This window comes from Streptomyces sp. NPDC054796 (genome assembly GCF_053611545.1).
On record NZ_JBSHAO010000023.1, the window covers coordinates 87,072 to 106,901 of the forward strand.

The 19,830-nt window shown below is 73.6% G+C and carries 16 protein-coding genes; 8 read left to right on the forward strand and 8 right to left on the reverse strand.

Annotation, left to right across the window (positions count from 1 at the left end):
- Positions 1–79 precede the first annotated feature (79 nt).
- Positions 80–694 (forward strand): sigma-70 family RNA polymerase sigma factor, encoded by a 615-nt coding sequence (locus tag ACWGJ2_RS20470; protein ID WP_453347557.1) that lies wholly within the window; start codon positions 80–82, stop codon positions 692–694.
- Positions 691–1,992 carry a maleylpyruvate isomerase family mycothiol-dependent enzyme gene (locus ACWGJ2_RS20475; RefSeq protein ID WP_453347558.1) on the forward strand — a complete coding sequence of 434 codons (1,302 nt, stop codon included), beginning with the start codon at positions 691–693 and terminating at the stop codon, positions 1,990–1,992. Before ACWGJ2_RS20470 ends, ACWGJ2_RS20475 begins: the two co-directional genes overlap by 4 nt.
- A 142-nt stretch (positions 1,993–2,134) precedes the next feature.
- Here the strand turns inward: ACWGJ2_RS20475 and ACWGJ2_RS20480 are convergent, their stop codons facing one another.
- The 3 genes from ACWGJ2_RS20480 to ACWGJ2_RS20490 are packed head-to-tail and all read right to left on the reverse strand — an operon-like array spanning position 2,135 to position 5,906.
- The gene (locus ACWGJ2_RS20480; protein WP_453347559.1) at positions 2,135–4,318 is read right to left on the reverse strand and encodes a xanthine dehydrogenase family protein molybdopterin-binding subunit; all 2,184 of its coding nucleotides are present in this window, start codon (positions 4,316–4,318) and stop codon (positions 2,135–2,137) included.
- Positions 4,315–5,298 (reverse strand): FAD binding domain-containing protein, encoded by a 984-nt coding sequence (locus tag ACWGJ2_RS20485; protein ID WP_453347560.1) that lies wholly within the window; start codon positions 5,296–5,298, stop codon positions 4,315–4,317. The genes ACWGJ2_RS20480 and ACWGJ2_RS20485 overlap by 4 nt, the downstream gene beginning before the upstream one ends.
- Positions 5,295–5,906, reverse strand: coding sequence for a (2Fe-2S)-binding protein (locus ACWGJ2_RS20490; protein WP_453347561.1), 612 nt, complete (start codon positions 5,904–5,906; stop codon positions 5,295–5,297). The genes ACWGJ2_RS20485 and ACWGJ2_RS20490 overlap by 4 nt, the downstream gene beginning before the upstream one ends.
- A gap of 183 nt (positions 5,907–6,089) precedes the next feature.
- On the opposite strand from ACWGJ2_RS20490, the gene ACWGJ2_RS20495 reads away from it, so the two are divergent.
- The 4 genes from ACWGJ2_RS20495 to ACWGJ2_RS20510 all read left to right on the forward strand — a co-directional run bounded on the left by ACWGJ2_RS20495 (position 6,090) and on the right by ACWGJ2_RS20510 (position 12,109).
- A complete protein-coding gene (locus ACWGJ2_RS20495) occupies positions 6,090–6,923 on the forward strand; it encodes a TetR/AcrR family transcriptional regulator (RefSeq protein ID WP_453347562.1) in 834 nt (277 codons plus the stop codon).
- Between the two features lie 415 nt (positions 6,924–7,338).
- The gene (locus ACWGJ2_RS20500) at positions 7,339–8,877 is read left to right on the forward strand and encodes a DUF4331 domain-containing protein (RefSeq protein ID WP_453347563.1); all 1,539 of its coding nucleotides are present in this window, start codon (positions 7,339–7,341) and stop codon (positions 8,875–8,877) included.
- A 248-nt stretch (positions 8,878–9,125) separates the two neighbouring features.
- Positions 9,126–10,499 carry a hypothetical protein gene (locus ACWGJ2_RS20505; RefSeq protein ID WP_453347564.1) on the forward strand — a complete coding sequence of 458 codons (1,374 nt, stop codon included), beginning with the start codon at positions 9,126–9,128 and terminating at the stop codon, positions 10,497–10,499.
- 71 nt (positions 10,500–10,570) lie between these two features.
- Positions 10,571–12,109 (forward strand): nickel/cobalt transporter, encoded by a 1,539-nt coding sequence (locus tag ACWGJ2_RS20510; protein ID WP_453347565.1) that lies wholly within the window; start codon positions 10,571–10,573, stop codon positions 12,107–12,109.
- Between the two features lie 78 nt (positions 12,110–12,187).
- Here ACWGJ2_RS20510 and ACWGJ2_RS20515 read toward each other — a convergent pair whose 3' ends face one another.
- The 4 genes from ACWGJ2_RS20515 to ACWGJ2_RS20530 form a co-directional block, all read right to left on the reverse strand.
- On the reverse strand, positions 12,188–14,065 hold the full coding sequence (locus tag ACWGJ2_RS20515) for a choline/carnitine O-acyltransferase (RefSeq protein WP_453347566.1): 1,878 nt from the start codon (positions 14,063–14,065) through the stop codon (positions 12,188–12,190).
- A 118-nt stretch (positions 14,066–14,183) separates the two neighbouring features.
- Positions 14,184–15,032: a class I SAM-dependent methyltransferase gene (locus tag ACWGJ2_RS20520; protein WP_453347567.1), complete on the reverse strand. Its 849-nt coding sequence runs from the start codon at positions 15,030–15,032 to the stop codon at positions 14,184–14,186.
- Positions 15,033–15,085: 53 nt separating this feature from the next.
- Complete coding sequence (locus ACWGJ2_RS20525; protein WP_453347568.1) at positions 15,086–15,958, reverse strand: HalD/BesD family halogenase; 873 nt, start codon at positions 15,956–15,958, stop codon at positions 15,086–15,088.
- 221 nt (positions 15,959–16,179) lie between these two features.
- Positions 16,180–16,803 (reverse strand): TetR/AcrR family transcriptional regulator, encoded by a 624-nt coding sequence (locus ACWGJ2_RS20530; RefSeq protein WP_453347569.1) that lies wholly within the window; start codon positions 16,801–16,803, stop codon positions 16,180–16,182.
- A gap of 142 nt (positions 16,804–16,945) precedes the next feature.
- Here ACWGJ2_RS20530 and ACWGJ2_RS20535 point away from each other — a divergent pair, with 142 nt between their 5' ends.
- Both ACWGJ2_RS20535 and ACWGJ2_RS20540 read left to right on the forward strand, forming a co-directional pair.
- Positions 16,946–17,662, forward strand: a complete 717-nt coding sequence (locus ACWGJ2_RS20535) for a class I SAM-dependent methyltransferase (protein WP_453347570.1) — start codon at positions 16,946–16,948, stop codon at positions 17,660–17,662.
- A gap of 230 nt (positions 17,663–17,892) precedes the next feature.
- The gene (locus tag ACWGJ2_RS20540) at positions 17,893–18,978 is read left to right on the forward strand and encodes an alpha/beta fold hydrolase (protein ID WP_453347571.1); all 1,086 of its coding nucleotides are present in this window, start codon (positions 17,893–17,895) and stop codon (positions 18,976–18,978) included.
- Positions 18,979–19,073: 95 nt separating this feature from the next.
- Here the strand turns inward: ACWGJ2_RS20540 and ACWGJ2_RS20545 are convergent, their stop codons facing one another.
- Positions 19,074–19,415, reverse strand: a complete 342-nt coding sequence (locus ACWGJ2_RS20545) for an ANTAR domain-containing protein (RefSeq protein WP_453347572.1) — start codon at positions 19,413–19,415, stop codon at positions 19,074–19,076.
- Positions 19,416–19,830 lie beyond the last annotated feature (415 nt).

The window sequence follows — 19,830 nt, forward strand, 5'->3', positions numbered from 1 at the left end:
GCCCCTACCGTGCGCGGCGGCGTACGCGTAGGGGCCCGTTCGCAGCGCGGAACCCCCGCCGCCGCGCCATACTTCGGCCATGGTGGCCCGTGAGGGCCGACAGCACCCGCCGGGGACCGAGCCGTGGGACAAGGACGCGGACCCGGAGGACCGGCTGGAGATCCAGGCCCGGCTGCTGGCGGCCGACGAGGACGCGTTCCGCGCCGTGTACGAGCGGTACGCCCCGCTGGTCATGGGCGTCGCCACCCGGGTCACCCGGGACAGGGCGGCGGCCGAGGACGTCGTCCAGGAGGTCTTCTCCCACCTCTGGGAGCGGCCCTTCTCCTTCGACCCGGAGCGCGGCCCCCTCCGCTCCTGGCTGGCCGTGCTGGCGCACCACCGCGCCGTCGACTGGATCCGCCGCGAGGAGCGGCGCCGCGGCGTGCAGGTGCGCTACGAGCGCCACGAGCCGCCGCGCGGGGACGAGACCGCGGAGGCGGCGGAGGAGGGGATGCTGACGCTGCGGATCAGGGCCGTCGCCGCCGAACTCCCCGACACCTTGCGCGAGCCGCTGCTCCTGGCCTACTACGGAGGCCGGACGTACCGTCAGGTGGCCACCGAACTCGGCATCCCCGAGGGCACGGCCAAGACCAGGCTCCGGGCCGCCCTGCGCCTCATGGCCGCGGCGCTCGCGGCGGAAGGGACCGCGCCATGAGCCGTGCCGGTGCGAGCCCAGAGCCTGCGGGTCCCTCCGGCCGCTCGGGCCCCTCCGGAGCCCCGGACCGCTCGGGGGCCGCGGGCCGTGGCGGGTCGGGCGAATCCGCGGGGTGTGCCCCGGCCGAATCCCTCTGGGGAGCATGGCTGCTGAACGCCTGCTCCGCCGAGGAGGCAGCCGAAGTGGAAGCACATCTGCGGCACTGCGCGCGCTGCGCGGCCGACGTGCGCGCGGCGCACCGCGCCGTCGCCGCGCTGGCGGAGGCCGACAGCACGGGCGACGGGCCGTGGCCCGCGCCGCCGCCCGCCCTGTGGGACGGCGTGACCGGGTCCGCCTATCGGCGCAGGCCGCCCGCGCCGCGAGGACTGCCGGAGTTCGCCCGGCCGTACGCCGCGCAGTTCGCCACCCTGGACGCGCTGCTGAGCGAACTCGGCGCCGACGACTGGCGCGCGGAGGCGGCACCGGGCTGGAGCGCCGCACAGGTGGTGGCCCATCTGGCGGCGACGGACAGCCTGCTGGCGCATCGCCTCGGCGCCCCACCGGTCCTGCCCGACGGCCTGGTGGACCCCGGCGATCCGGACGACCCCGGCGGCGGCCCTGGCGGCCCGGCCACGGAACCGGAAGGCTCCGTGCGTACCCCCTCCGGACGCGGCGATGCCGTCGCCCTCCGTACGGCGGCGTACACCGCGTGGGCCGAGCGTCAGCGGCCGGAGGACGTCCACGAGGCCTGGCGCGCCCAGGCCGAGGCGCTGCGGTCCGCGCTCGCGCGCGTCGGCGAGGAGCAGGGGCAGCGGAGGGTCGCGCTCGGCAGGGCACCGAAGGTGCCGGTGGCCGACCAGGCGCTGGGCCGCGCCTTCGAGACCTGGGTGCACACCGCCGACATCGCCGGGCGCAGCGGATTCCGGCTGCCCCCGCCCGCCGCCCGGCACCTCGCGCCCATCGCCGACCTCGGGGTGCGCCTGCTGCCGCCCGCGATGCGGGTGTGCGGCACGCCGCTGGGCACGCGGGTGCTGCGGCTGGAGCTGACGGGCAGGGGCGGCGGCGTCTGGCTGGTCGGCGAGGCGGGCGCGGCCTCCCTCCCGACGGAGACGACGGGCCCGGCGGGCTCGACGGGCGCGGACCCCGGAGGCGGCACGGAGGAGCCCGACGCGCGGCTCGTCCTCGGAACCGTCGAGTTCTGCCTCCTCGTCGGAGGCCGCGGCGACCCCGCGCGACTGGCCGGGACCGCCCGTACGACGGGCTCCGGGCGGTTGGCCGAAGAGGCGCTGTACGCGGCTCCCGCCTTCGCCGGGCCGTAGCGCGGCAACCGTCCGCCCCGTTTCCGGCCCCGGCTCGGCGCACTTCGTCACGCTCGCCTCCGTCTCCGCCGACCAGGCGGCGCGCCGCCGCCGTACCACCGGCATCCGGCCCGGTCGCTCCCAGCCGTTGTCTGTCGGCCCGTCAGAGCAGTTTGTCCCGGCTGATGGGCAGATCGCGGATCCGGCGTCCGGTGGCGTGGTAAACGGCGTTGCCGATCGCCGCGGGCATTCCCGTGCCCGCGGTCTCCCCGAAGCCGCGTGCGCCGAGTTCCCCCATGGCCGGGTCGGGTTCGTCGACGAAGACGGTCCGGATGTGCGGGACGTCGGCGTGGACCGGCAGCAGGTAGCCGGAGAGGTGCGGGTTGACCACGCGGGCCCGGTGGGGGTCGATCAGGGTGTGCTCGGTGAGGGCGAAGCCGAGCCCACAGACGATGCCGCCGATGGCCTGGCCGCGCAGGGTTCTGCGGTTGAGGATCCGGCCCGCGTCATACGCGCCGACCATGCGCGTCACCCGGATCCGTCCGACCCGCGGATCGACGCGCACCTCGGCGAACTCCGCGCCGACGGAGTAACCCAGCGGACTCGACCCGGACGCCTCGGTGGTGGCCTTGACCGGCTTGCCGTGCCGGGCGAGGACCGAACGGATCCCCTCGCGGCGCCGGGGCAGGCCGGTCTCGTACAGGAACCCGTCCTCCGCCGTGATCCGGTCGGCCGGAACGCCGTACAGGGGTGAGCGCGGATCGGCGACCGCGATGTCGATCAGCATCCCGCGGACCGCGGCACAGGTCCGCTCGACCGGGATGCCGACTCCGGGAACGGTGCCGGAGGCGACGGACGCGAAGGCGAACGGGTAGTCGGTGTCCCCGAGCCGGAAGTCGACGTCGTCCAAGGGCAGGCCCAGGGTCTGCGCGGCCACCTGGGACATCACCGTGTAGGTGCCGGTGCCGATGTCATGGGTGCCGACCCGGACCACTGCCTTGCCCGATGCGGACAGCTCCACTTCGGCACCGGCGGACGGTCTGCCGCCCGTCGTGTGGGCCGCGGTGGCCATGCCCCAGCCGATCAGCGTGTCGCCGTCGTGCATCGACCTCGGACGTGGAGTGCGCCGGTCCCAGCCGAACACGTCGGCGCCCCGGCGGTAACACTCGATCAGGTGCTTGCTGCCGTTTCCGGTCTCCGGGTTGACGGCGGCGTGGTTGCGCAGCCGGAGTTCGACGGGATCCATGCCCAGCTCGTAGGCGAGTTCGTCGAGGGCCGACTCCAGGGCGAAGCCACCGACGGCCTCCGGTGGCCTCATGAAGCTCGGCGCGGGGAGGTCGAGCCGGACCGCCCGCTGGGCAACGTGCACATTGGGGCAGGCGTACAGCATGCGCGTGGAGTGGCAGGTGGAGAAGATGCCCTCTTCGGTGCGGGTGACCTGGTTGGTGGTGACGTGGTCGATGGCGGTGAGGGTTCCGTCCCGCCGGGCCCCGAGCCGCAGGCGCTGGTGGGATTCGGCCCGCTGGCCGTTGGAGGTGAAGGTGTGGGCGCGGGTGAGCACCAGTTTGACCGGCCGTCCCAGCTCCCGTGCGACGGCCGCGGTGAGCAGGGTGTGCGGCCACGTCGGGCCCTTGGCCCCGAAGCCGCCGCCCAGGAACGGAGACAGCACCCGCACGTCGGCTTCGGGGACACCCAGCGCCTGGGAGACGCAGAACCTGGTGGCGTGAACGCCCTGCGCTGATTCGTGGATCGTCACCCGCTCGCCGTCCCACTCGGCGGTGGTCGTGGACGGCTCCATCGGATTGTGGTGGTGCGTGGGCGTCGTGTAGGTGACGTCCATGACGACGTCGGCCTGTTCCAGCCCTGCCGCCACGTCCCCGCGGGTGGTCTCGTTGGGGCCAGCGAGGCCCGCGTCCGGGACGAATGCCTCGTCCATCGCGTCGGCGACGAAGGCCCGGGGCTTTGACTCCGACTCCTCGTAGGAGACGTCCACGAGCGTCGCGGCGTGCTGGGCCTGCTCCAGCGTCTCGGCGGCCACGTAGGCCACGGGCTGCCCGCTGTGGTGGATGTCCGCGTCCTGTAGCGGGACATAGCGTTTCAGATAGCTGAGATAGGTGGGCCGCGCGAGGCGCGGCATGTTCAGGTGGGTGAAGACGGCGACGACGCCCGGCGAACGCTCGGCCTCGCGGGTGTCGATGCGGGTGATGTGCCCGGAGGCGATGGTGCCCATCACGAGCAGACCGTGCAGAACTCCGCTGACCCGGGCGTCCGCGGCGTAGGTGGCCGCGCCGGTGACCTTGGCGCGGCCGTCCAGCCGTGGAACGGGGCTCCCGATGACCGGGCTCATCGGTCGCCTCCCAGGCCGCTGAGAACGTCGGCGAGGGCGCGCTGCACCAACTCGACCTTGAACGCGTTGTGTTCGCGCGTTCTCGCCCCGCGGACCAGGGCCCTGCCCGCTTCGGCCAGGGTGGCATCGGTCAGCGGCCGGCCGCGCAGCGCGTCCTCCGCCTCGGCCGAACGCCAGGGGCGGGGCGCGACTCCGCCGAAGGCCAGCCGGATGTCGGTCACGACCCGCTCCCGCATGGTCAGCGCTGCGGCCACGGAGACCGTCGCGAACTCGAACGAGGAGCGGTCGCGCAGTTTCAGATACCGCGAGCCGCGCGCCACAGGGTGCTCGGGGACCTCGACGCCGGTGATCATCTCGCCGTGCCGCAGCGCGGTCTCCCGGTGCGGAGTGTTGCCGGGCAGCAGATGGAGGTCCCCGACCGCGATCGACCGGCGGCCGTCCGGCCCGAGGGTGAGCACGACGGCGTCCAGGGCGCACAGCGCGACGGCCAGATCGGAGGGATGCACGGCGATGCAGTGGTCGCTGCCGCCCAGGATCGCGTGTGCGCGGTTCTGCCCGGCGATGGCCGGGCAGCCGCTGCCGGGGCGGCGCCGGTTGCACGGGCCGACCGCGTCGCGGTAATAGCCGCAGCGGGTGCGCTGCATGAGGTTGCCGCCGATCGTCGCCCGGTTGCGCACCTGCGGGGACGCCGACGCCAGCAGCGCCTCGGAGATCACCGGGAACCGCTCCCTGACCACCGGCCGGTCGGCCACCTGCCGCATCCGCGCCATGGCCCCGATGCGCAGTCGGCCCTCGCGCAGTTCGATCCCGGACAGAGGGGTGTCGTTGACGTCGACGACCAGGCCGGGGGTGAGAACACCGTCCTTCAGCAGGTTCGTCAGTTCCGTCCCGCCGGCGAGGAACGCGGCTTCCCCGCGGGAGGCGACGAGATCGACGGCCTCGGAAGCGCGCGAGGCGCGCGCGTAGTCGAAGAGCCTCATCGGCCGGCCTCCTTCGCGGCGTCCCTGACGGCGTCGACGATGTTCGGGTAACAGCCGCAACGGCAGAGGTTGCCGCTCATCCACTCGCGTATCTCGTCGTCCGAGCGGGTGTGACCCTCTTCGACGCACGCGACCGCGGACATGATCTGCCCGGGGGTGCAGAAACCGCACTGGAAGGCGTCACGGCGGATGAACGCGGCCTGCACGGGGTGCAGTTCTTCGCCGCGGGCCAGGCCCTCCACCGTGGTGATCGCCCGGCCGTCCTCCATGACCGCCAGGGTCATGCACGACGTGACGCGCTCGCCCTCGATCAGCACGGTGCAGGCACCGCATTCGCCTCGGTCACAGCCCTTCTTGGTGCCCGTCAGGCCGAGCCGTTCGCGCAGCGCGTCCAGCAGGGTGACCCGGGCCTCGACTCTGACCGGCCGTTTCCGGCCGTTGACGAATAACGTCACGTCGGCCTCCACGGCCGGGGGAACGGCTCCGGAAGAGCCGGTGGCAGCAGCCGCGCTCCCCGGCACGGCCATGCCCGCTGTCGTGACAGCGCCGGCCACGAGCACGCTGCGGCGGCTCTGCCCGTCCACTGTGGGTTGCTCGTTGTCCGGCATGCGTCTCTGTCTCCTTGTCGGTTGATGGAGCTGGCGACGCGCCCGAAGCGGGCGGGAGGGACATCCCCCACCCCTGCGCTGTCAGTGATAACGAAAGCATGTTGCCACCGGCAACGCAATGATGAGTGCATGGCCCCGTTATCGGTGCCAACATCGCGTCATGACGCTGTTACCGTGGCCCGCATGGAGAGGGACCTCACGCGCGAGCAGATCGGCAAGCGGCTGGTCGAGGCCGCCGCCGGCCTCTTGGCCGAGGGCGGGCGCGAGGCGGTCTCCACGCGGGCGGTGTGCGCCGCGGCCGGGGTGCAGTCACCCACCCTTTACCGGCTCTTCGGGGACAAGAACGGGCTGCTCGACGCGGTCGCCGGGCACGAATTCGAGAGCTATCTGAGCGACAAGGCGGCACTGCCGGACACCGCCGACCCGGTCGAGGACCTGCGCCGTGGCTGGGACCTGCACATCGGCTTCGGCCTGTCCCATCCCGCCTGCTATTCGCTGATCTACGGCGACGGCCGGCCGGGGGTCGAGACGCGGGCGGCCCGGCGTGCCTCCGCGATGCTGGCCGGAACGGTCAAGCGGATCGCCGAGGCGGGGCGGCTGCGGGTCAGCGAGGAGCGTGCCGCGCATCTGATCCACTCAGCGGGGTGCGGCATGACGTTCACGCTCATCGCGCTCCCGGAGGACCAGCGCGATCCGGTGCTGTCCGAGCTGGCCCGCGAGTCCGTGATCGCCGCGGTCACCACCGACCCCCGTGAGGGCGCGCCCGACACGTCCCCCGTAGGCATCGCGGTGGCGCTGCGCGCCGTCGCACCGCAGCTGACCTCCCTCACCGACGCCGAACGCCTCCTGCTCGTCCAGTGGATGGACCGCGTCGCCGCGTCCGCTCCCGAGGCGCCGCTGCGCCGGGGCGGGCAGACGGCCGCCGGGCAGCGCGGCGCGGAGCAGCACGGCGCAGGGCCGGTAGAGGCCGTGCGCGGTGCCGGTGAACGGTCGGGAGCCGACGGCCACGTCGCCTGAGCCGGAGGAAGGCGCTGCCTTCCGGTGTCCGGGAGCGCGCCCCTGGGCGGTCGGCGGACGGCCCCCGGACGGCGGTTTTCGGCCAACTCCGCCGTAGTGCAATCCAGGAGCGGTCCGGGGCCGAATGAGGGGCATCGGGACGCGGCCCGGTGGACCGCGGCGGTTGCCCATGCGCGTCCCGGTGGCCCACCGCCTCCCACAGCCGCCGCGGTCCGTACCGCACGTACCGCACGTACCGCACGTACCGCACGTACCGCACGTACCGCACGTACCGCACGTACCGCACGTACGGAACGACGTATCCGGCACACGACGCACGTAGCCGACGCGCAGAGCGCGCCTCGACGTCGCGTCCCCGCACCCTTCCACGCTCCGCACCGCTCCACTCCATACCGCATCCGTAAAGGACGCCGCGATGTCGACAGCACGAACCGGCCGGGTACCGGCCTGGGCGCTGCTGACCGGGGGGATCGCGCTGGTGGCCACCTCGCTCGCGACCGGGACGGCCGCACTCGGCCCCGCCCCGGCCACCGCGTCGAGTCACCGCGAAGCCCCGCTGATCTCGGGTCAGCCGCAGTACGACAACACCGACGTGTACGCCTTCACCAGCCCGGACAAGACCGGTACCACCACGCTCATGGCGAACTGGCTGCCCTTTGAAGAACCCGCGGGCGGCCCGAACTTCTACAAGTTCGCCGACGACGCCCGCTACCAGATCCACGTGGACAACACGGGCGACGGCCAGTCCGAGCTGATCTACCGCTGGACGTTCAAGGACGAGGTCCGCAACGGGGACACCTTCCTCTACAACTCGGACAAGGTCACCTCGCTGGACGACCCCGACCTCAACTTCCGGCAGACCTACGACGTGCAGGTCCTGAAGTTCAAGGACGGCAAGCACCTGTCGACGGACACGCTCGCCGACGACGCGCCCGTCGCGCCCTCCAATGTGGGGCGGGCCTCGATGCCCCGCTACGACGATCTGCGCGCGCAGGCCGTGCGCAAGACCTCCAACGGCGGGACGGCCTTCGCCGGTCAGGCCGACGACCCCTTCTACCTGGACCTGCGCGTCTTTGACCTCCTCTACGGCGGAAACCTCTCCGAGGTCGGCCAGGACACCCTGAAGGGCTACAACGTCAACACGCTGGCCCTCCAGATCCCCACCGAGCAGCTCACGGCCAGCTCCGACAAGCCCGTCATCGGCGTCTGGAGCACCACGCACCGGCGCAGCGCCGCCAACGGCTGGCGCCAGGTGTCCCGGCTCGGGATGCCGCTGGTCAACGAGGTCGTCGTGCCCAGCAAGGACAAGGACAAGTTCAACGCGTCCACGCCGTGGGACGACGCGCAGTTCGCGCCCTACGTCAACGACCCCGAACTGGCCAGGCTGTTGGAGAAGGTCTACAAGCTCAAGGCGCCGGCCGTGCCGCGCAAGGACCTGGCCCAGGTCTTCCTGACAGGAGTGCCGGGACTCAACAAGCCCGCGGACGTCAGGCCGCACGAGGCGCTGCGCCTCAACACCTCGGTCAAGCCCGCCCAGGACCCGAAACGGCTGGGTGTGCTGGACGGCGACAAGGCGGGCTATCCCAACGGGCGGCGCCTGACCGACGACGTCCTCGACATCTCGCTCCAGGTCGTCCGAGGAGAACTGGCCGGTCAGAAGAACGACCTCGGGGACGCGGTGGACGTCAACGACAGGAAGTTCGACGACACCTTCCCCTACGTGGCCTCGCCGCACTCCGGTTCGCGCGGACCGCTCAAGGAGCCCGCGCGGGGTGGCAGCGGCACCAGCGCGCTGGGCGGCGACAACTCCTCGGCCTCCTCCGCCACCACGTCGTCCGACGACGGCAGCCTGCTTCTGGCCTCGGCCGCCAGCGGCGCCGCTGCCCTGCTCGTCGTCGCGCTCGGGCTGCTGTGGTGGCGCCGAAACCGTTCACGGAGTGCCGCACCGCGGTGACCGTGGGCGCCCCCGGACCGGCCGCTGATGGACGGGCGGTCCGGGGAGGCAACTCCCTCTCGGGGGACGGGAGTTGAGGGCGGCGGGCCACGGGGAGGCCCGCCGCCCGCTCCTTCCCCCCTCCAGCGGCGGGGGAGCGGGCCGCGCACACCCGCCCGGCCCCCACCAGCCGTCAGCCACAGCCCGAGCAACCAACCAACCACCGGCCGGCCGGCCGCTCGTACGGCCGTACAGCGAGGAGGGACGCCATGCGGACACGCGGCCTGCGCGGCGTGCTGATCGTCGTGGTGACGGCCCTGCTGCTGACCGCGGCGGCCTGGTTCACCAGCTTCCCCGTGCCGGGCGGGCCAGGCGGTCCGGGCGGCCAGGACACCCCGGCGGCCGACGACCCCGCCCTGCGCGGCCCTGCGGCCCCGCCCGCCTTCGCGCCCCTGACCAGCGCCGGTCTGGAGCGCCGGCTCACCGGACTGCGGCAGCACCTGCGCGCCCAGCCGCGCGACGCGGCGGCCTGGGCGGCGCTCGGCACCGGCTACGTCGAACAGGCCCGCCGCACGGCAGAGCCCGGCTACTGCACCCGCGCCCAGCGCGCCCTGGCCCGCTCCCTCTCCCTGCGGCCCGCCGGCGGCAACGACGCGGCCCTGGCCGGACAGGCCGCGCTCGCCGCCGCACGGCACGACTTCCGCTCCGCGCTGCGCCTCGCCCGCGAGGCACTGACGGCCAATCCGTACGGCGAACTCGCGCTGGCCGTCCGCGTCGACGCGCTCGTCGAACTGGGACGGTACGGGGCGGCCCACGACGCGGCCCTCCAGGCCGACGCCCGCCGCCCCGGCATCCCCGTCTTCACCCGGCTCGCCTATGTGCGCGAGCTGCGCGGCGAGCGCGCCGGGGCCCGGCGCGTGCTGGAGCGGGCGCTGGACTCCGCCGCCTCCCCGGGCGACCTCGCGCAGGTGGCGACCGCGCTCGCCGAACTCGACCGCGCCGAGGGCCGCGCGGACGCCGCACTGCGCCACTACGCCACCGCACTGCGCGCCGACCCGGGACACCTTCCCGCGCTGCTCGGCAGGGGCCAGGTCAGGGCGGCCGAGGGCAAGCAGGCGGCGGCGGTACGGGACGTGCGCGCCGTCGCCGCGCGGCAGCCGCTGCCCGCGCATCTCGCGCTGCTCGGCGAACTGTACGAGGCACGCGGCAGGAAGGACCGCGCGAAGGAGCAGTACGCGCTGCTCGGCGCCTGGACGAAGGCGGCCCGCGCCCACCGCGTGGACACGGACCTGGACACCGCGCTGGTGGCCGCAGACCACGGTGACGGCGCCGTGGCGCTGCGCGCGGCGCGCGGCGCCTGGGACCGCCGCCACACCGTGCACACCGCCGACGCGCTCGCCTGGGCGCTGCACCGGCAGGGGCACGACGCGCGGGCGCTGCGCCTCGCCCGGCTGGCCACGGACGGCCTCACCGACGGCGGTTACCGCAACGCGATGTTCCACTACCACCGCTCCGAGATCGCCCACGCATTCGGCGACGGCGCGCAGGCCCGTACGCACCGCCGCGCCGCGCTCCGCCTGCGCACGGCGCTGACGCCGAAGGCCCGCGAGGTCCTCACGGAGCGGGCGGAGGCGGCCCGGTGACGTGGCCGCAGACATCGCCCTCGGCCCGGCGGGACGCGCCTCCGACCACACGGAGCGCGGGACGTACCGGCGTGCACCGTCGCACCGTGCGGCGGCGGGCGGCGACGCTGCTCGCACCGCTGCTCGCGGCGGCCGGGCTCGCCCTCGTGGCCGCTCCGCCCGCCGCCGCGCACCCGTTGGGCAACTTCACGGTCAACGGATACGACGGCCTGACCGTCTCGCCCCGGAACCTGCGCGTCGACCACGTCGAGGACCTGGCCGAGATCCCGGCCGCACAGGCTGAGCCCCGGATCGACGAGGACGGCGACGGCCGGTCCAGCGCCGACGAGCGAGGCCGTTGGGCGCGCCGGATGTGCGAGCGCGCGGCGCGCCGGACCCGGACGACCGTCGACGGCCGTGCCCTGGAGTTCGCCTCGCGCGACGACCGGGCGCGGGCCCTGCGGCGCCCCGGCGAGGCGGGGCTGCACACCCTGCGCCTGGAGTGCCTGCTGACGGCGCCCCTGACGCTCGCGGGGGAGGGCGCGACGGACGACGTCACGTCGCTGCGCTTCACCGGCGCCACCGCCGTCGGCGAAGCGGGGCCGGGCTGGCGCGAGATCACGGCGCGCGGGGACCGTACGCGGCTGGAGCGGAACGGGACCCCGGCGCGCTCGGCCTCGGCCCGGCTGACCCGTTACCCCGACGGCACCCTCACGGCCCCGCCGAGGCAGCGCACCGCCGCACTCGGCGTCCGTCGCGGGGGACCGGCGCTGGGGGCGGGGGACGCGGACGCGGGGGAGGACGGCGCCACGGGCGCTCGCGCGCTGGCACGGGGCGCCGACGGGCTCACCGAGCGGTTCACGGACCTCGTCGGCGGCCACCGGCTCACCCTCGGATTCGGGCTCGTCGCGTTCCTCCTCGCCATGCTGCTCGGCGCGGCGCACGCGCTCGCACCCGGTCACGGCAAGACCGTGATGGCCGCCTACGTGGCGGGCGGGCGCCGCCGCTCGCTGCCCGATGTGCTGCGCATCGGGGCCGCCGTGACGGTGACGCACACGGCGGGGGTGCTGATCCTCGGGCTGCTCGTCGTCGGCGGCTCCCGGGTCACCCCGTCCGCGCTGCCCTGGCTGACGGTGCTGAGCGGGGTGCTCGTCGCGCTGGCGGGGACGGCACTGCTCCGCCGCGCGCTCACGGCACACGGCGCCCACGGCCACGGCCACGCCGACATCCATGGCCACGGGCACCAGGGCCACCACCACGCCCACGCCCACCCGCACGTCCACCCGCATGGGCCGCGCACCAGGGACACGCTGCTCCTGGGGTTCGCCGGGGGACTGGTGCCCAGCCCGTCGGCCGTGCTCGTGCTGGTCGGGTCCAGCGCGCTGGGCCAGCTCTGGTTCGGGGTTCTGCTGGTGACCGCCTACGGTGTGGGCCTCGCCCTCACCCTCGTGGCCGTCGCCGTGCTCCTGGTACGCGCGGGTGCCCGACTAGGCCGCCGCCTCATGTCCGCCGCGCCGCGCTACGAGCGCCTCTTCGGCGTGCTCCACCGCAGGGCGCCCACGGGCACCGCCGCGCTGGTCGTCCTGCTCGGCGCCTTCCTCACCCTGCGGGGACTCGCGGCCGTCGCGTAGGGCACCCCGTCACAGGGAGCCCCGCCGGGGCCGTCACTCCAGCCCCGGCGGCACACCCGGTCCGAGCCCCGAGCGGCGCTACCCGGCCTCGGACGCCAGCAGCTCCCGCAGCTCCGTCAGCACGTCGCCCAGGCACTCGGCGAAGGTCTCCATCGGACCCGCCACCGCGCGCGGTGTGCTCAGGTAGAGGTTGAAGCGCTCGGGCAGCAGCACGTAGGCGACGCCGATGCAGCGGCTGCTGGTCGAGCCGAAGCCGAAGAACTGGATGTGGGTGGACGGCGCCGAGCTGGTGCTCAGATAGTCGTCCCGCATCGTCAGCCAGCCCGGCGTGCGGAACAGGGTGGGCTGCTCCGTCACCCCCAGTTCGGCGCCGCGCCGCCGCTGGATCAGCTCCAGCTCCCACAGGTGCTGCTCGGGCGCTTCGACGGCCTGGCACTCCTTGGCCCGCCGCACATGCGCCTCGCCGGCGGCGCGGAACGCGGCGCGCCGGGTGTCCGCGTCCGTCGCGGGGTCCTCCATCGTCGCCACGAAGGCGGTCATCTCGGGGGTGATGACGCGCATCGCCTCCGTCCGCCCGTGCCGGTACTGGCGGGTCGCGATCGACTCGTACGTCGCGCCCAGGTGCCCCTTGGCGCGCTGGTGCGCGAGCTGGTAGGCGATCTGGACGAACGCGTCGGGCGAGACGCCCAGCGCCTTGGCCGTGTTGCCGCCGAAGTCCTCGAAGGAGACGCACCGGGTCGCGGTGGCCGCGCCGTAGTCCGCGAAAGCGCCGGCCGCCTCCCGCACCCGCGTCCGCAGCTCCTCGTCCAGCTCGAACACGAGCGGCCGCGGCGCCGGCGCGCCCTGCGTGCGGGCGCCCGAGCGGCGGGACTGCTCCTCGGCGGGGCTGCTCAGGAGCGCGTCGACGAAGCCGAGGATGGTGGTGCCGTCCAGCTCGCAGTGCTCGACGTTGATGCCCGCGCGCCCGTCGGCGAACACGATCAGCGAGAGCGCCTTGTCGAACCAGCGGTTGCCGCGGTCCCCGTACAGCAGCTCGTCGCACGCCTCCTGGACGTCCGCGGGCGCGAAGTCCTCCAGGCAGAGGCAGAACAGCGCGGTCTCGACGTCGTCCAGCGCGTCCGCGTTGCGCGGATGGCAGGCGAGCAGCGACGCGCGGGCGGCGGCCCACTCCGCGCGGGCCATCGTGGTGAGGTGCCCGACGGACGCGTCCGCGCAGCGCGCGTCCTTCCCCGCCTCCGTGCCGGTTCCCGCCTCCGTGCCGGTTCCCGCCTCCGTGCCGGTTCCCGCCTCCGTGACGGCGCGCAGTCCGGCCGTCAGATCGTCGAGGCTGTGCGGCACACCGTCGGCGCCGAGCACGTCCAGCCGGAACATGCGGCCCCGGAAGAACACGACGATGTGCCGTGCCTCGGAGGGGCCGGGCCACTCGGCGGAGTAGGGGGTGCGGGAGGTGTCCTGCTCGGCGCCGGGGATGCGGGTGCTGGAGAACAGGTACTTGATCTGCTCCATGGACTGGGGCTGCCCGCGCTGCACCACCGGCTCGATGAGCCCCTCGTCCACCTGCCGCTTGTAGTCGACGGCGCCCGCGACGAGCCCGGCGGCGCGCTCCAACTGGGACTGCCCGGAGTCCTCGAAGAGGAAGAAGAAGTTGGCGTTGAGCGCGATCCGGTCCCTGCGGCCCAGATAGCGGTAAGGCCAGAAGGTGTCGAGCCAACTGTGCGTGTCCTCGCGCGCGTCGTACTCCTCCAGCGCGGCGTGCAGCACCCGCCCCGGCCCGTCGGCGCTGAGGAAGGCGTCCACCTCGGCCTCGGTCGCCGCACGCTGGTCGGCGGAGAGCAGCGGCGCGCACCAGGCGAGGAACCGCTCACAGCTCGCCTCCAGTGTGGGCAGCGGTACGCGCGGCAGCGTGTCCTCCTTCGCGAAGGTCGCCGGGACGGCTGTTTCCTGACTGGTCTTCAATTCGGCTCTCGTTTCCGCGTTTCTGCGTTTCCGGTGGTCGTGGCACGTGGGGCATGAGGCGTGGGCTTCACGGGGGCGGCCTCCGGGCCTGAGCCTTCCCCGTTCGGGGCGCGGACGTTCACACGGGCCGGGAGACATGGAGCTGCGCGTACAGCCAGCCGTCCGTCTCCAGGCCCCTGGCGTCCACACCGGCAGCCGACAGCGTCTCCAGCATCTGCGCCTGTTCCTCGGGGGAGGCGAACATCCGCTGCTTGAAAACCCCCTCGACGCGTTCGGTCCGGTAGCCCAGACCGTCCAGCGCGCGTTCGACGGGGGAGAAGGGGAACATCCGCAGGACGAAGTGCGCCATCCACGGCCTGCGGCCCTCCAGGCTCCGCACGACGCGGGTCAGCGTCCGCTCGGTGACGTAGCCGAGGCAGCCGGTGGAGATCACCAGGTCGGTTCCAGCGAGCTGGGCGCGCTGTCGCGGCGTGGGGTCGTGCCGCTCCAGGTCGGCGTGCACCGCGTCGTCGAGGTAGCCCGCCTCCCTCGCGTACGCGAGGGCGTTGCCCGAGGTGTCGAGGCCGACGAAGCGGGGCGCGTGCGCGGGGCGACGGGACCTCGTCAGCTCCCTGTCCCGGGCGAGGAGCGCCGCGCGGGAGCCGTCGGCCTCCGGATCCGGCTCATGCGGCGCGTCCGGGTCGATGCCGTCCTCGAAGCCGCCGCCGTAGCGCGCGTACAGCTCGTCCATGGTCATGTCGTAGGTGAGCAGGGCCGCGTTCACACCGTACGAGCAGCCGATGTCCAGGATCTGGGGCACGGCGACGTGCTGGGAGTCGCGGTACTCCTTGATGAGCTTCGCGAAGTAGGGCTTGGCCTGCTGGGGGACGCAGTAGTCGAGACGGCGCAGCGAGCCGAAGTAGGCGCGCGGATCGGGGCGGTTGTAGATGTGGTCGAGCGAGACTTTTCCGGTGGCGTCAAAGCGCACGGGGCTTACTCCTCCGAGGATTCCGTCGCATACGGTGTGCGGGGCCCGCCGTCCTAGTCGAGCAGCCGGTCACCCCGCACGGCCCTGCCCTCCGCCTCCAGATGCTCGGGCAGCACCCGGCCGAAGAGCTGACGGGTGCGGGACACGCTCCCGATCACGCCAGGGCGCTCGCTGTACGCGAAGATCGCCGAGTGGCGCGCCGTGTCGCCCCGCACGGGGCTCACCCGGTGCAGCGAGTAGCGGCCCATGAAGAGCTGAAGGTCGCCGGGGCGCAGCCGCAGCCGCCTGACGAGCCGTTCGCCCCGCCCGGTCAGCACGTCCCTGACATCGTCGAAGTGCTCGTCCCGCGCCGACCTGATGCCGGGGCAGTATTCGAAGACCCCGCCCGTCCGCGCCTCCTGGGTGAGCATGCTGACGGTGAACTCGTTGGTGTCGAAGTGCCACGGGTGCTCCATGCCGGGCGCGACGACGTTGACGACCAGGCCCGAGAGCGGATCGGCCAGCTCGTGCAGCCGCTCCAGCTCGAAGCAGCGCGCGAGGAAGTCCTTGAACAGTTCGTGGGAGTAGAGGCGGCTGACGAGCGCTTCGTCGGGGATGCGGTCGCGGGGGACGAACGCGTTGCCCCTGTCGAAGGACATGTGCCCGGGGTGGTCGGCGGGGAGGGAGGGGTCGGCGGCCGTGTTGTAGACGTTGACCGTCTCGACGTCGTAGTGCGCGCGGGGTGCGATGGCCGCGCAGTCCTGCCGCAGGGTCTCGCGCAGCGACGGGCGGATGAAGTCGGGCAGTACGGTGCAGCCGACGTCCAGCAGTTCACGCCGGGCACGGTCGACCACGGCCCGCGCACCGGGGCTCTCGGGTTCCGACAGGGGGTAGCGGGCGGTGTCGACCAGGTGGTCGAGCGTTCGCCGCTGCTCCGAAGTGCTCATCCGATCCCTCTCCGCGTGCGGCCCGTCGCCCCCGAGCCGACAGCGCCGAGCCGTGCGCCCGCGCGGGCCCGCCTTCGGATCACCGGCAACTCTACTGAGCGGTAACGCAGTTGACGCTTCCATACCGCCGACCCGTTGTCTGTGACACGTCACACGTCGCACGTGTGATGACACGGAGGGCTTCTTTGCTGTGCGCGGAGAGCCGGGCGGGCGGGGTGTGCTCAGTGGCCCGCCGGGCCCCCGGCGCGGGTGGCGTGCGCGAAGAGGTCTGCCAGCTCGCCCGCGTAGGCCGTCAGATCCACGTCCGGGTGGGCCCTCCAGTACGCGAACATGCCGTCGATGGCCGACTGGAGGCTGACGGCCATGACCCGCACGTCGAAGTCCCGGAACTCGCCGGACCGCTGGCCGTCGCGGAAGATCTCCTCCAGCGTGGAGTAGACGGGCTCGGCCCTCTCGACGCCGTAGTACAGCGCGCCGTCCCCGGTGCGGAAGCTGCCGAAGATCTCGATGAGCGCGATGTGCCGGGCCCGGTGGCTGCGCATGTACTCCGCCAGTGACTCGATGTGCATGCGCAGCCGTGCGGCGGCCTCGGCCCGACCGTCCCGCCGGGGCCCGATGAAGGCGCCGATCTCCCCGTACACCTGCTCCACGAGCCGCTCGATCAGCTCGTCCTTGCCGGCGAAGTGGTACGAGATGACGCCCTTGCTGATCCCGGCGTGCTGGGCGATCCGCGCCAGCGACGCCATTGCGTACCCCCGTTCCGCAATGACCTCGACGGCGGCCTCGATGATCTGCGCACGGCGCGCCTTCTCGATGAACGAGCGCTCCGTCCTCGGGCCCTTCACCTGCTCGCTCCTCCTCCCCGCCTCCCGGGAACACCGATTCTCCGGCCCGCGCAGTCCTCCGAAACCCTCGGCCTGATTTTCTGGCCGACCGGCCAACAATTTAGGCGCGTGGCCAACTCCTGTCCAGACCTATCCTGGCCCGGTGTTCACACCCCAGGGCCCCACCTTCCGCGAACTGACGGTGCAGGCACTCTCCTCCGTCGAGCGGGGATACGACCTCCTCGCTCCGAAGTTCGACCACACCCCGTTCCGCACGCCCGCGCGCGTCCTCGACGCGATCACCGAGACGCTGCGCCCGCTGGGCCCCTTCGGCTCCGGCCTCGACGTGTGCTGCGGCACGGGCGCGGGCCTGCGCACGCTGCGGCCCCTGTGCCACGGGCAGGTCACCGGCGTCGATCTGAGCGCCGGAATGCTGGCGGCGGCGCGCGAGGCCGACCCCGCCGCGCACTGGGTACGGGCCGACGCGCGCGCCCTCCCCTTCGCCGGGGCGTTCGACCTCGCGGTGAGCTTCGGCGCCTTCGGCCACTTCCTGCCCTCCGAGCGCCCCGGCCTCTTCGCCCGGGTCCACGCGGCGCTGCGCCCGGGCGGCGTCTTCGCCTTCCCTCTCGGCGCGCCTCCGCCGCTGCGCTCTCCCCTGTACTGGACGCTCCTCGGGTTCGACGTGGCCATGCGCGTGCGCAACGCCCTGTGGCGCCCGCCCTTCGTCATGTACTACCGGACCTTCCCCCTGAGCGGAGTGCGGGACGACCTGGTGCGGGCCGGCTTCGAGGTGGAGCTGCTGCCGATGGAGGAGTTCGGCCGCCGCCCCGACGGCAGCCCCCGCTGGCGGCTCGTGGCCGCCCGGCGGAGATCGGGCTGACGGACGCTCAGTCCGAGGCGCTGACGAACGCGGCCTGACGGCGATGGTCCGATGCCGGTGGTCCGGCGCGCGCCGGCCCACGCGTATGGGCGAGTTCCGTTGCCGTTTCGGCAACGCGGCTCGCCCGCTCCGCAACGGCCCCCCATGATCGTGATGTGACGTGGCGGGCGGTCGCGGAGGACCGTTGCCACCAGGTACCCGAGTACCGGACCAGCCCACAGGGAGTACGGATGCCGCAGCCCACCGACCCGCCCGCCGACCCGTCCACGCCCCGCGCCGAACCCCGCACGCGCCCCAGCACCCTGGTGCCGGAGGCACGGCACCGGCTGGTGGACGTGCGGGGAGGCCGTATCCACCTCGTCGAGGCGGGCACGGGGCCCCTGGTCCTGCTGGTGCACGGCTTCCCCGAGTCGTGGTACTCGTGGCGCCACCAGCTCCCGGCGCTCGCCGCCGCGGGCTTCCACGCGGTCGCCATCGACGTACGCGGCTACGGCCGCTCCTCCAGGCCCGAAGCCGTGGACGCGTACCGGATGCTGGCCCACGTCGCCGACAACGTCGGTGTCGTGCACGCCCTCGGCGAGGAGACCGCGACGGTCATCGGCCACGACTGGGGCTCGCCCATCGCCGCCCACTCGGCGCTGCTGCGCCCGGACGTGTTCACCGCCGTCGGCCTGCTCAGCGTCCCCTACTCACCGCCCGGCGGGCCCCGGCCGACGAGCACCTTCGCGGCGATCGGCGGGGACGAGGAGTTCTACGTCAGCTACTTCCAGGAGCCGGGCCGCGCCGAGGCGGAGGCCGAGCCCGACGTGCGCGCGTGGCTGGCGGGCTTCTACGCCGCGGTCTCCGGCGACACGATGCCGTCCGGCGAGAGCGGCGGGGACAGCGGGGGACACGTCTTCTTCGTCCCGCCCGGCGGGCGCCTCGCCGACCGCTTCCCGGCCGGGCCCCTGCCCGGCTGGCTGTCCGAGGCCGATCTCGACGTCTACGCGGAGGAGTTCGAGCGCACCGGACTGACGGGGGCGCTCAACCGCTACCGCAACGTCGACCGGGACTGGGCGGACCTCGCCGCCTGGCACGGGCAGCCGGTCACCCAGCCCTCCCTGTTCATCGGCGGCGCCCTGGACGCCTCCACCACCTGGATGTCCGACGCGATCGCCGCGTACCCGACCACCCTGCCCGGGCTGTTCTCCTCGCACCTGCTCGAAGGCTGCGGGCACTGGGTCCAGCAGGAGCGCCCCGAGGAGGTCAACGCCCTCCTCACGGACTGGCTCCAGGTCCTGCCCGGCTCCCCGGACCCGGCCCGGCCCGCCGAGTAGCCGGGTGGCCGGGTGGCCAGGGGCGCCGCGCGGGCTCTCGGAGGAGAGCGTCCGACGCCCCTGGCCACCACTCCTCAGCGGGCGCTCCCACCCCCTCAGCCGGTGCCCCCGTCCGCGTCACCGGGCCCGCCGTCCTCGCTCCCCGCGGTGCCCGTGACCCGGCCGTGGGAGACCAGGAGCGCGCTGCGCAGCCAGGAGGGCATGGGCCGGGTGTGGGTGCTGTCGACCACCAGCGCCGCGACGGCGTGGAGCTTGGTGTTGGTGCGCTGGGAGGTGTCCACCAGGATCCCCCAGGCGGTGTCCGCGTCGCACCGCCAGGAGGCCATCATGATGCCGCACGCCTGATCGATGACGGGCCGCGTCTTCATGGCCTGCCGCAACTGCCTGACCTCCTTCCGCAGTTCGCCGACCAGCTCGTCGCGCGGAACTCCCCGCACGTCCGGCGTTTCCCGTACATCGCACGTTTCCCGCGCGTCCTGCGCATCCCGCGTGTCCGCGGCCGTGTCCCCCGATTCGTCGCCGCAAGAGGTATAAGCGCTGTTCACCTGGATCTCGTCCACTCGGCCTCGCCGGAGACACCGTGCGCCGGGGCACCGGCACGCCGGACCCGGGTGCCGAAGGCCGGGGTGACGTGGTCCACGATGGTCTCCAGAGGGCAATTGTTGTCGGGCGGCATGTTTTCTCTGCCCTGTGCATTCCACCGCACACGTGTGATCCGCCCTACGCCGGGGGCCCGGAAGCGCGAGCGGGGCGCCGGGCGGGCGTGCGGGCGTACGGCCGGGTCCTGAACGGCGACGGCCTGCCGGGGTACGCGCGGGAAGGCGGGCGCGACGTGGTTAGCTGGCCGTTTCG

Coding starts and splice junctions, on each gene's coding strand:
- ACWGJ2_RS20490 (WP_453347561.1), bottom strand. CDS start 5,906: ATGCCGGACAACGAGCAACCCACAGTGGACGGGCAGAGCCGCCGCAGC.
- ACWGJ2_RS20495 (WP_453347562.1), top strand. CDS start 6,090: ATGGAGAGGGACCTCACGCGCGAGCAGATCGGCAAGCGGCTGGTCGAG.
- ACWGJ2_RS20485 (WP_453347560.1), bottom strand. CDS start 5,298: ATGAGGCTCTTCGACTACGCGCGCGCCTCGCGCGCTTCCGAGGCCGTC.
- ACWGJ2_RS20475 (WP_453347558.1), top strand. CDS start 691: ATGAGCCGTGCCGGTGCGAGCCCAGAGCCTGCGGGTCCCTCCGGCCGC.
- ACWGJ2_RS20470 (WP_453347557.1), top strand. CDS start 80: ATGGTGGCCCGTGAGGGCCGACAGCACCCGCCGGGGACCGAGCCGTGG.
- ACWGJ2_RS20505 (WP_453347564.1), top strand. CDS start 9,126: ATGCGGACACGCGGCCTGCGCGGCGTGCTGATCGTCGTGGTGACGGCC.
- ACWGJ2_RS20500 (WP_453347563.1), top strand. CDS start 7,339: ATGTCGACAGCACGAACCGGCCGGGTACCGGCCTGGGCGCTGCTGACC.
- ACWGJ2_RS20480 (WP_453347559.1), bottom strand. CDS start 4,318: ATGAGCCCGGTCATCGGGAGCCCCGTTCCACGGCTGGACGGCCGCGCC.
- ACWGJ2_RS20540 (WP_453347571.1), top strand. CDS start 17,893: ATGCCGCAGCCCACCGACCCGCCCGCCGACCCGTCCACGCCCCGCGCC.
- ACWGJ2_RS20525 (WP_453347568.1), bottom strand. CDS start 15,958: ATGAGCACTTCGGAGCAGCGGCGAACGCTCGACCACCTGGTCGACACC.